Below are 12,409 nucleotides of genomic sequence, written 5' to 3'. Positions count from 1 at the left end.
ATGGTCTGTGAGGACACAGACCATGGCAATAGAGTTTCAGCCCGCGTTTCCGGGTTTTAACCCGTATTTTCGGGTTTCAGCCCGATTCTATCAGGTATTAACACCTATCCATTCGCGATTCTACTTCGGACTGAAATTGGCCAAAACCTATCCCTTCGTCCCTGTATTCGACTTCACCTTGGCGGTGCTTTGCCTTTGACTGCAAAGGCGCTGTTTTCCTTGCAAGGTCCACTTCCTTCACGAAACCCTTACATCCGTCGAATTTAAATCTAATCAATCTTCCGGAGCGGCTGGTATTTTTCGGAGGACAAAATTCAGATTCTCCTTGTAATCCCCATCTGCCAAAGCAAGGATTTCAAACTCAAGAACCCCAGGCTCGGAATCAGACTGCATAAACTCCAGCTGCTTGGGATCTATCCTAAGTGTATACTTCCCCGGCAAAAGCCCATACGCATAAAAGCCACCATCGGAAAAAGTCCTCAAGACTTCCTTGGATTCGACTTCTTCTCCATCCTTCTCAAGGATAAGGCGAAATCCTCCCAGCCCTTGCAAACTGCCATTCTGTTCTGAATAAACAAATCCCTCGATGATGCCGGTTTGGTAAAGGGGAATATCGATGCTCCTGAACCTGTTGGGCTCCGCAATAAAGGAGAATTTCTTAATCTTGGGCGCCAGGTTTGGATTGGGAAGGGCATTGATATCCACTTCCATTTCGTACTTCCAATAGCTCTGGAGTTGGGTGATGCGCAGAATGCCATCGGAACCCAGCAGCATGTTTGCGGAGCGATCCAGCCTCACCGCTTTGGCAGGAACAACCTCCTCTCCTTCGTCAAAAGCCCCGTTTTCATTCTTGTCTATAAACATCCTGACGGACACCCCTGACCGAGTGACCTGATCCCTGTTGGTTGGCAACATAAGCCCTGAAGGGTCAATCCCAATGGAACCACTGAACGTTTGCTGTGCCACATAGCTGTCTTTTCTTGCACTGAACTGGGTGGAAGACCGTATCGCGGTGAAATCATAGAGAAAGCCAACTTGGAGTTGCCCGGCTTTCCTGACCATATCTTGTTCATATCCCAGTGTAAACCTTCCGGTTTTCAATAGCGTCTGCGAAAGCAGCACACTGTAAGACTGTGGCTGCCTGATATCGGTATCGTAGCGAAACTGCCCTCTCAAGAACATGCCACGGACAAAAACAGGCACACTTGGACTTCTACGAACCGTATAGGTCATGGAGCCGGTGAGCAATGCCAAAGAAAATGCTCCGGGTTGCCCCAATCCAGTTCCCCCTTCGGTGATGTCGTTGATTCCATTGATTCTTTCCCGATAATTGACACGCGTGACTACCCTTCCGATTTGTGTATTGATATCCGCCTGATAATTGGTCCTGACACCATTTTCAAACCAGAGTCTTTCGCCTGCGATCCTAAAACCTGAAAATTTACCAAATACCTTAAAGGGATAGAATAGGTTCAGGTTGGCATCTCGGACTTGGCCCAAAAAATTGAATTCAGAACCCGGAACATGTTCTGTGTATTGGGCATTGATGCTGGTATTGTTGGCATAGAAAACCGATCCGGAAGCTTGATAGTAGCGGTTGGGCAAAATGTCCACATTCACCAAATATTGTTGAAGCAATCTTGCTGAAAGCCCAAATACACCGTAGGTATTGTTTACCCCAAATAAAGATCCTTGGTCAACTCCAGCACGTACGGTCAGCGCATTGGTAATGCCGTAAGCAATGTCTGCGTGACCAATGGTTTCTGTACCCAGGCTATCCAAGCCGAATTGTGGCAAGCCTGCCTGTATGTTGTAGGTCACAAAGCCTTTCGGCAAAAAGGTAAAGGGAATCTGCAGCTGTCTGTCTTCTGTGATCACCTCTCCCTGTGGGGTATAAATCCGAATACCCAGCCGGATGGTTCCAAAAGTGATGGGGGCATTGAATCGATAATATCCTACCTCATCCGCCCTTAGAAAATCGACCAATTGGCCACCGATCAGCAATTCCACTTCAGAATCGGGGGCTGTATAACCATCAATGACAAAAACGTCAAGTTTCAGTCTGGGGATCACGGGATTGTTGGTGACACCCACTCCCAAGAGTCGGGTAGAATTGTTGAACCCGGAAGTATTGATCTGGCCAACACTGATACTGGTGATCGCCACATTGTCATCCGGCCGCATGCCACCCGGCAATACATAGCGCCATCGGACTCCGGAAGTGTTTGCAAAAAGATTGCCGTTTTGCAGGTTTCCTGCGAAAACCCCTTGCAAATCCCCTCCCAAAAATTCCATTCCCCCATTCAGCAAAAGCCCTAGACTGCGTCCACTTTCCGTTTGGGTGGTATTCAGGTTGTAATCCAACATCCCGGGAGCGATCAGTTTTCTTTCCCGGTCATACAGTAAAGGTGCATCCGAGGCCTGCCCGGATTGGCGCTGTTGAAGTCTTTTGCGGAGTGCTTCTCTTTTTTGTTTGTCATCCACCGGCAAAGCGCCTTCAGCGACCAGGCTAATGGATAGCGCATAGATATTGGTCGAAAAATTCAATCCGAAAATCCTCGAGAAATAATCCGGATGCAGGTAAAGATCCATTTCTCCCAGGTAAAAGTTTTCGGCAGACAAAACCTCTGTTTTGCCCTTGATTACTGCAGTCCCCAAAAGAGGATCAATGCCCCATTGGTCATTCTTCCCGGGAAAAGTCCCTTTGAGGCCTTTTCCATTTTCGGTACGCTCTGAGGGAATGTAAAGCAAGCTCAATACTTCTCCCATCGGAAGAAAAGGGATATCGCCAAAAAAAACAGCATTCAGGTAAACCTGCCCAAGAGCCGGATAGGTAAAAGTCAGCAAAGCTTCTCCATCAGGTTCTTGCTGGGCAAGCAAGTCCTTAGGAAAAAAACTCAAGGCGAGAATGCAAAGTGCCACCGGCAGTTTCCGCAATTTTCTTAAGAATCGAAAAAACCCGATGAAATTCAAGTTGACTTTGTCTTAAAAGATGGCATAGATTTTCCAGGGATAAGGCAATTGGCCAGTATCCATTTTTTCAATTTGGGTGAAATGCTTTTTTTTACTGGATGCGCACAGCAACTGTTTTGGTGATCGGTGTGGCCTGAACCAAATCCGAGGAAGGAATGTCTGCGCGTTTGGTTTCGTATTGAAGTTCCACGGTATAATCTCCTGCAGGCAGGTTTTCTGGAAGGGCGATTTCTACTTTTCGTTTTCCACTGAAATAAAGGGCAACAGTCTGCTGCTGTTGTGCGACGGTTTGTTGGGCTGCATTTTTAAGGCTGGCAGAGACGCTTCCCAAGAAAGGGGAATTTCCGGTGGTGGTGAATTCTGGGATCACATTCAGTTTGCCTTCAGACTGGATGGTTTCCACATTTCCGATTTCAAGACCTGTGGTGGTCTGTCCGTTTTTGTAGAATGCAGCAATCACTTGATCAAAACGGAAGTTTACCTGGGTGGAAACCCCTTCTGTGGCGCTTTCCTCGATGTCCGGAGTCTGGGCACTGGAGGTCACTTTGATCCTGGTGAATTGCATTCCTGGGGGGAGAGATCGGTCGGGACGTACCTGAAGCCTTACGGTCTGCTGCTGAAAAGGGGCCAAGATGAAGGTTCTAGGAAAAGAACGCAATCTGTCTCCCATACCCACTTGTCCTGCGCGTACAGAATCTCCATAGACCATGATCAAACTCCCGTTTTCATCATTTCCGGGATAGCCAAAGACAAAGCTGACGCTTATTTCCTGGGCAGTCTCAGAAGGATTGGTGATGTAAAGGGAGGCAATTCCATTGGCATCCATAAAGACCGAAGTCGGCGCGATTGAAACCTGGGCAAGACTTGGCAAGGCAAATGCCATTGACAAGAATAAATTAAGTGCAATCCGGTATTTTTTCATTCGGGAAAGATAAAAAAGTCGGCGGTATATCCGCCGACTTTTAGGGTTTTAAGATTAATTATATTCTACATTGATGTTGAAGGTTCCAGCGTAAATATCTACGTTCTGACCTGCTAGTGCTGGGAACGAGCCACCAACCCATAGGAAATACTCACCTCTTGTTCCACCTTGATTCAAAACAAGGCTTACGGTATCACCAATTTCTACTATGCCTGCAGCACTTTGTTCAGCAGCTAAAGCAGTACCTACAACTTGTGAGGTCATTGTCATTGTATTTGAAGCATTATTAGTTCCTTCCAAAAGTACTTCCTCATCAAAACTAACTGTAACTTCACTACCATCAGCTCCACCCAAATCGAATCTCGCAACGTTAGTCGATGTACCCGTGTTTGAATTTGCTAATCCATTTGCATCCAAGATAACTGGACCAGTTGTGCTTGCGGATAGATTTCCAAATGCAATTTCATTCTGAGTTCCATCCAATTCAATGGTCAAATCGGCAAGAATTGTAGCAGAAGCTGGTGCCGTTGCGGTTTTTTGCGCGTAAGCAGTACTTCCAAGGCCTGCGAAAAATGCGGCCATCATGAGTGATTTTAAAATTGTTTTCATTGTTTGATTTGTTTGTTTGTGAATTTTGTTTTTAAATCTTCTTAAAAATCTAGGTGAATCTCCCTGATTCTTCCCAGTAATCTTGTCTTAAATGTTACATAAGCGATTCTTTTTTTGGTTGACAATAAATTTCACAGCTATGGGTATTCTATTTTTGCAACAATCCCCTTTGTTGCCGGCAGTCCCAGCCAGGCATGCAGGCTATTCGCAAAGGGTTCTAAATTCCGGATTAGCATTCCCCTATTGTCGAGTTGTAGGGTTTGGTTTCCTTGGGACACTATTTCTGCCTGGGCGAAATTGACCGTGCCGTCATTGAGGAAATAGACCAAGCCATCATAGAATTTGCCCGAGTCCACTTCCCGAAGATCGAGCAGGACCGTCAGGTTTTCATTTGCGACCATCTCTATCCAAATCATTTGCTGATCGGGATTTTCCGGATTGGGACCGATCACCTTGGACTTAAAACTCACCCCTGCCGGGAGTTCCAACCGGAAACTCACAAACTGCCCCATGACTGTTCCACTGCTCGAAAGCAGCAGTATCAGCACGAAGAGGATGAAATGTCTTTTATCAATCATAACTGGAAAAAGAAACGTTGATATTGATATTTCCTTCATAAACCCCGGGAAGAACGGCTCCTATGGGGCCTAAGGTGGCATAGAGATAAAGATAGGCCTTGGCTTTTGGCCGGGTGTACCCCCCGTGCTCCGGAGTTGGCGGTGGTCCGGGGGCGCCTGACATCCTTCTGTTTACCGGAAAGACGATCGTATTGAACCCCAGGGGAAGTTCGATGGCACTGCCTTTTCCGGAAAGATGATCCGCTGCACTTTGGTTGTTGTATGCGATCCGCAGCTGGAAAGGGACCGTTTCCTCCGCATTCCCTTCAAGGGCCAAAACATTTGGTGCATCCACCTCCACCACAAGATCAAAGCCTTCCGGGGCTTCGATCTCATAAATAACCGTTTGCCCATCGGTGATCCCAATGACAACAGCCTCGCTGGAAGCGGTGATTGCCGCCTGCTTTTGATTGAAATTCAAGCCTGGCATTGCTCCTTGGGGCGATGTCAATATGATATCATCACTCCCCGTCCAGGTACTGAAACTGATCCGCTGCGCCCACGAAACCTCCATTCCTGAAAAAATCAGGAATACAAAGACCAGCAGTCCTTTGTTCATTGCGGTATGGGAGCGTTTCAAATTCATTTGTTCATTTAGATATATTCCAACTCAATCGTAAATTCAGATAAATAAAGCCCCGGGGTGGCTTTGGACAAGTCAAGGTTTGCGCCCAGCCAAACATACAATTCCCCAGTGGCACCGATTGGCACTACTGCTTCCCCCACGTCCAACAAGGCACTTTGGAACTGTATGTCATCCCTTGCCGCACTCAGGGAATACTGTGCGAAAACCGTCCCTCTCCCCCCATTTTGTTCTTCCAGCAACTCTGTTTGGAGGAAGGTTATCCTTACCCTAGCCCCTCTGTTTCCGGTGATCTTAAACATCCCTGCATAGCTGCTTGTTATCGGAGATACAAGGATCTGATTTTCCACCACGATCGGGTTGATCAGGTCCAGGTTCCGGATGGTCAGCATCTGGAGATTGTCGGTGACTGTTGCTGTTGCATTGACCGTAAGGGTTGCCCTTCTGGTATCCTGTGCGTAGGAATACTGCGACACCAAGAGCCCAATCATAAGGATATATAGAAGTTTCTTGATCATACCTTAATTCTTAATCAATTTTTGAGTCAGCAACTGCCCTTCGCTAATGAGCTGAACGATGTACATTCCAGCAGCAAGCGATTCTCCCACCATTTCGATTTCCTGTATTCCTGCATTGTATTTCTTGTAGGGGTAAAATGCTTTTTCCACCCCATTCATATCCAAAACCCGTAGCTCCGCCTCCGTTTCGATCGGGAAGTAAAACTTGATCTTGACATTGGTTCTGAATGGATTGGGGACAGGGGCAAACAACTTTGGGAAGTCCGGTCTGTAGGTGATTTCTCCGCCAAGGTATTCTCCCCCCACCAAAATGGAAAAAGGACGCTTTGGCGTGGATGGATTTACCCGCTGATTGGGCTCACCGGTCTCATAAGGGCTTCGGAAAACCACCGCACTTGGTGCCTTCATCCCACCGTTCATCAATTTTGAATTGTTGGTACCCACGATTTCCGGTGCTTTGAAGTTGAAGTCGTATCCGTTTTGAACGGTCATGTCAACTGCCTTCTGCTGGAGATGGTCCATCAGGACCAATGAAACCTCCGAAGGCCAATCGGTTGGCAGTTCCCAGTAGAGACTGTAGTTTCCATTGAGTGCCTTGCCACCCTTTGCCGCTGCGATATGCAATGGGATGGATCTTTCCTGCTGGTCGAGCGCCGGAAGATGATTGATCACCAAAGGGCTGTTGGTTCTCAGCGATCCGTAGGTATAGAGCAGCAGCCAATTGTCGGAAAGGGACTCGAGCTGATAGGCATCATAGCGGTCCTGTCCTTCTTTTCCAAACTCGGAGAAGCTGATATAGGAATCCGCCTGCATGCCCTCCCCTTGCAGTTGCAACTGGATGTTCAAAGGATCCTGTGTCAATTTTCTTCCCACATAGTCCCTTGACAGGAAGGACTTGGCCGTGTTGCCAAAAGTCAATACTGGGGAACTTGCATTCGTTTTTACCCAGAATCCTTGAAAAGGGGCCAACCTTCCTGAATTGAGGTTGCCCGTGTTCCCGTTATAGGTCAGAAAACTGCCCTGTCCGCTGTTGGCATTGGGATCCCAGACATAGATCGTCTCATCCACGTTGGTTTTAACCCAACCTGACCCAAAATAATCGATCACACTGGCAGAAGGATTGGCCAGAAGGTTGAAGCCCTCATCCGAGACATTGACCTCGAGCAATCCATCCCCTGACACGATCAGACTGGTATCCCTTCTGGTGAATGAAACACCAAAATTAAAGGGTGTACTTCTTATATTCGGCTCGATGCCGGTTGATTTCAGGGTAATCGGAAGATTGTCTCCATAGGGCAATCCATCGGAGGGTTTGGTCGCACCATTAAAAACAAAGGCATAATGTCCTTTTCCCGGGCTGACCATTTCGCTGCTGTTGCTGGGTCTTCTCCAGCCCTGTAAACTCGTTCCCTTGTCGGTTTCGCTCCACCACAAGAGATTGGGCTGCAATGTGGAGAAATTGGATCCAGGAAATCCCTGGGTCACCATCCCTTCAAGAAAATCCGCATAAGTCGTCATGACAGGACTACCCAACATCCGCCATCCTTTGACACCATCCAGTAACTGCTGAACTTCCAATACCGGCGTACCCAACCCAAGATTATTATATTTTGACCCCGACTCCAGGACCAACATCGCATTGGTCTCGGTCATGATCTCAGAATTTGTATTGAGGGTGAAAGTTGATCCCGGTTTCAGTATCAACTTGGCCCCCTCCCGGATGATGACTTCACCACTAAGACTGATAGAAACAGTTCCTAAAATGATCGGGTCGTTGGCTGTCTGGGGAATCAGGATAGTTTCTGTCTCTCCCAAAAGCGGGACCTGATTTCCACACCAGTTATTAGGATCGTTCCAATCTGAAGTCAAACCCAGCCATTCAAAACGGAAAGTACATCCTTCACCCAAGGCAAATTCCCCGAAACTGCTCAAACTGATTACTTCTGTACTGGAGGCTGTTCGGACCCCAACCTGCTCATCAGTCCAATTCCCAAGTAGCAATCTCCTGGCAAAAAGTGAATTTGGGTTTGCGTTCCCCAGAACATCAGTGGCGACAAAATTTAGAACAGCACTATAGTCCGTAAACCCGCCAACTCCTGAATTGCTTAATTTCCACCTTCTTCTGATCACTTTTTCAGCAGACAAACCCGCTCCAAGGGGCAAATCGCCTGCCGCTGGCACGAGCGCGGCCGAAGAGGCCTCCAAAAAGCCCGAGCCGGAAGTGGTTCCGCTGAAGTTAAGGTTTATCGGCGTATAAGCTGTGTCATCTCCTATGGGGAAATCTAGGTTCAGATTTTCTACATTGGAGACATATCTTTTCAAAACACCATAGATAAACCGACTGCTGCCCGCACCTGTGACCTCTCCCGCAAAGCCGGGCGTGCCCAGTGTCAGTTTATTGTCATTGGTATCGATGATTCCCTGGCTCAACGTGAGCGTATTGGCAACACTTATGCCTGAGTCCAGAGAAATCCCCAATCCATTGTCAAGGGTCAGGTTGTAAAAAGGGGTTTCGGAAATACCCGAAAGGATTTGCCGTTCTGCCCCTTTGAAGGTAATAGTGGTGTTGTTTGGCAAAACCGTTCCTGTCCCGTTGTTTTTGAAATCATTATAGATGTCGAAATTTCCGCCAAAGGTTTTGTTCCCTTCCCCACTTATCCTCAGATTGGAATAGCCGGAAACAGGGCCATTCGGGTTGACCAGTGTTTGCGAAATATCTCCGTTATAATCAACTGTATTGGGGAAAGTGGTCGCGTCGAAGATTCCCTGGTTGGTAAATACCCCGCCAATGCCCAGTACTGCATTTGCCTGCGGTACCAGCACCGTTCCCGTGGAATTGATAAGATTATAGAAATTCGTAGCTCCCGATCCGGATACCGTACTCGTTTCGATCTGGCTGGTTCGTGGATAATCAAAGACCACGGTGCTGGTTCCGGGCAGGAATTTCCCGTTGTTGGTCCAGGAGCCCACGCCACCGTTGTTTTTAATTCCCCCCTTGATCAACAAATAACCATCCGAACCGTCCAATTCACCCTCGGGATCAATGGTAACGGATTTTACGGTTGCCCCGGGACTGGACAGATTGCCTTGCGGCACTATCGCCACCCTTGGCGACTCCGTGATGGAAGGGATAATCACGTTGGTCGTATCCGTAGGCACGGAACCGGCAGACCAATTGGGCGTTGCGTTCCAACCCGTGGTCGCTGCTCCGAGCCATCTGTTTCCTTCAATGAAGGTGTTTCGGATCATCCAGTATTTGGTCTGTCCTCCCACTACTTCACCTGTCTGGAGGTATTGGATCCCATGTCCGGTCAACTGCACCCAGTTGTCGGAAAAACTTTGCGTGGTTTTTCCATGCTCATGGGGGGTATTGGCAGATACGTAGGGGATATGGTGGTCCCAAAGCACCAAGCCATTGTCGGTATTCCCATTTATCTCAGCGGCTGCATAATTCAACTTGATGGCATAGGTCGTCGGTGCCGTTCCTCCCGTCCGGATCACTTGATAAAGCCGCTGAACCGCCTGCGGCATGTTGGCATGAACACCTCTGTCGGGTCCTTTGGTGATGATGAACAGGATTGCCGAAGGAAGTACACCCGCTCCGTTGGATGAAAAGATAAGGGAGGTATTCGGATTGCCGAAAGTGTATTCTGTGTTGTTCACAAATGTCGTCCGTCTCACTTTCCCTGTGACCTCGCCCGAACCCAAGGTGGAGGCAGTCGCGCCCATGTTGAGTATTTTGGAATCCAAAATATCATGGGACTGCGTCATGGTGGTGGTCAGATTTTCCGAGGCGGTGATGATATTGGAATAATCACCGTAGTTGGCCACCATGTCCAGACTTCCATCCCTGGCATTTGGACTTAGGGAAACAAGATTCAGAATGCCGTTGACCGTCAGGTCGGTATTTGCCTTGACACCCGCAGGGTTGTTCACGGTGAGATTGTAAAAATTAAGGTTTGCGGTTCCTGCCAAGGTTTGTCTGGCCGTTCCGGATAGCAAGAAGGTGCTGGTATTGGGGATCAATTGCCCGTTCGAGGTCAAATCCCCGAAAAGGGAAACCGATTCCGAAGCTGGAACGGTGAAATTCGCCCCGGAGCTGATGTTGAAAGTATTGAAAGTACCCGAACCGATAAAGGTCCCTGACAATACCTCGGTCAGGCCGGGAACAGTCAATGTGCTTCCCGTGGCATTGACTGTTCCGGAACCGCTGTGGGAAATCCGAAGGTTTCCAAAGGTATTGGTTCCGGTGATGGTTTGGGTGTTGTTGGCACCGTTGAAAACGAGTGTACTTAGATTGGTATTTGCCGTCCCGTTTTTTATCCAACTTCCTCCCACCTGATGCGTAAAGGCACCCGCAGAAAATGTCGTTCCTGGATCTATTGTGACAGTTCCACCAATTCCAAGTCCACGGACTGCAGTGGTGCTGGCCGTTCCTAAGAGCATGAAGTCACCGCCAATCGAAGCCGTATTGGCTTGGAGTGTTTTGATTCCGCTACCACTCAATCTCAGATTGAAGTAATTGGTATTGAATACTGTTTGGGCAGAGCCATTGAAATTCACCGTATTGCCAATTGCGGTGGCATTAAGTGTCGATATCGTGGACGAACCACTTATTCTAAGCGTGGCACCTGGGCCTTGTGAGAGCGAACCAGAGCCAGAAAGGGCTGTCGGAACAGCCAATATTCCATTGTTGGTGTAAGTTCCCGAGATTGTTGTATTGGGAATGGTGATGACTCTACTTCCACCAAAAGTGGATGCTGTTCCAGAAAAAGTATGGACTTCGGCATTGGCAGTAAAAGTCCCATTGATGGTCAGGCTTCCACCAAAAAAAATGGGGACAATCCCGGTTTCGTTCCAGACCGCGCCATTGTTGACCAGCACGTTTCCGGAGAATGTTTTTGCGCCCGTTCCTCCCAAGATAAATGTCCCGCTGGTTCCGCCGCCAATCGTGGTGGATCCTGAGACTGTCAAGGGAAAATTGCTGCCCACTGTGAAAGTAGCCCCGTTTCCGATAGCCAACTCCCCATCTACGGTCAATCCCGCCACCGTGGTGGCTGAGGCAGTTCCACCCATCGTGAAATCGCCGGAAATATTTGTCGTTCCTGTCTGAAGCGTTTTGGTCCCGCTCCCGGACAGGATCAGGTTGTGGTAATTGTCGTCGTAAACGTTCTGGTTTGCTCCAAGATATTCCACCGTGGAGGCGGGGCCAATGGTGAAGGTATTCCAACCTGTATCGGGTATTGCATCTCCAGGTCCCGAAAGTTTGAGTGTCCCATTGATTGTTACATTTTTTGATCGGGTTCCAGCATTAATTAAATTTGTACCGATAACCGTTGCTCCCTGATTAATTATCAAAGAAATTCCACGTGATGAACTGCTACCTCCTGGAGAAGTAGCAGTCACAGTTAAAGTAGAAAAGGTGGCTGTTCCTGTTCCAGCTATCGTTGCATTTTGAGTATTGTTTGTAAAAATATTTTGGACAGTCAGTGTTCCGAAAGCCTTTGGGACATCCATATTCAAGACGGACCTTTCATTCAAAACAATATTCTCGCCAGCTGGTATATCTGAAGCATCTCTAATTTCATTACGTGGAATGGTAAAAGTCTGTCCCCATACGCCTAAGGCAGAAAACAAAAAAAGTAGGGTAAAAAAAACAAACTTGCTTGTCGCTGAAAGAAGCTGGAAACAAAATGGAAAAGCGTTCGGTAAACGAAAGGGATAATTGTAATCGTTTCGGAAAAACCAAAATCCACTTTGTATTTTCATTAATGTTATTTTAGTTAAATCATTATTTAAAACTTAAACCACCAAGAATTGTTTGACCAAAAACCAAAACATATAGTAGCCTAACAGATATGTATTGTTTTTTATAAAGGGTGATTCACAATCAAACAAAACAACATAATGACTCCTGGAAAAAGGGGGAAATCCATTAATCCAATTCATTCAGGAAAATAATTTATTTTACTTTTGGGTGATTTCAACTGCATATTTCAACCACAATAATACATTATAATTCGTAATAAACACATGAAAACTATATTATCTGTGTTTATTTATGGTTTATTTAGTTAAAAAAAATTTTCCCGGTTATTCCATGATCTAAATCACCTCATTTTTTACACAAACGGTATCAATTTATTTTTTAATGGTTTGTGCTGCAATTCAAAAACCCAATCCTTCA

Annotated in this window: 7 protein-coding genes; all 7 read right to left on the bottom strand. The window is 47.1% G+C overall.

The window, feature by feature from the left end; translation table 11 throughout:
• Positions 1-273: 273 nt before the first annotated feature.
• Complete coding sequence (locus F824_RS0121280) at positions 274-2,922, bottom strand: fimbria/pilus outer membrane usher protein (RefSeq protein WP_248691076.1); 2,649 nt, start codon at positions 2,920-2,922, stop codon at positions 274-276.
• 142 nt (positions 2,923-3,064) lie between these two features.
• Positions 3,065-3,895 carry a fimbrial biogenesis chaperone gene (locus F824_RS0121275; protein ID WP_019599965.1) on the bottom strand — a complete coding sequence of 277 codons (831 nt, stop codon included), beginning with the start codon at positions 3,893-3,895 and terminating at the stop codon, positions 3,065-3,067.
• Positions 3,896-3,949: 54 nt separating this feature from the next.
• Complete coding sequence (locus tag F824_RS0121270; protein WP_019599964.1) at positions 3,950-4,504, bottom strand: DUF4402 domain-containing protein; 555 nt, start codon at positions 4,502-4,504, stop codon at positions 3,950-3,952.
• A 137-nt stretch (positions 4,505-4,641) separates the two neighbouring features.
• Positions 4,642-5,082 (bottom strand): hypothetical protein, encoded by a 441-nt coding sequence (locus F824_RS0121265; RefSeq protein ID WP_019599963.1) that lies wholly within the window; start codon positions 5,080-5,082, stop codon positions 4,642-4,644.
• The gene (locus tag F824_RS0121260) at positions 5,075-5,707 is read right to left on the bottom strand and encodes a hypothetical protein (protein ID WP_019599962.1); all 633 of its coding nucleotides are present in this window, start codon (positions 5,705-5,707) and stop codon (positions 5,075-5,077) included. The genes F824_RS0121265 and F824_RS0121260 overlap by 8 nt, the downstream gene beginning before the upstream one ends.
• A gap of 8 nt (positions 5,708-5,715) precedes the next feature.
• On the bottom strand, positions 5,716-6,222 hold the full coding sequence (locus tag F824_RS0121255; protein WP_019599961.1) for a hypothetical protein: 507 nt from the start codon (positions 6,220-6,222) through the stop codon (positions 5,716-5,718).
• Positions 6,223-6,225: 3 nt separating this feature from the next.
• Entirely contained in the window at positions 6,226-11,991 is a 5,766-nt protein-coding gene (locus F824_RS0121250) for a T9SS type A sorting domain-containing protein (RefSeq protein WP_020700657.1), read from the bottom strand.
• Between the last annotated feature and the right edge of the window lie 418 nt (positions 11,992-12,409).

The organism is Rhodonellum psychrophilum GCM71 = DSM 17998 (genome assembly GCF_000381545.1).
Taxonomy (GTDB): domain Bacteria; phylum Bacteroidota; class Bacteroidia; order Cytophagales; family Cyclobacteriaceae; genus Rhodonellum; species Rhodonellum psychrophilum.
This window is presented reverse-complemented; position numbering and strand designations above follow the sequence as displayed.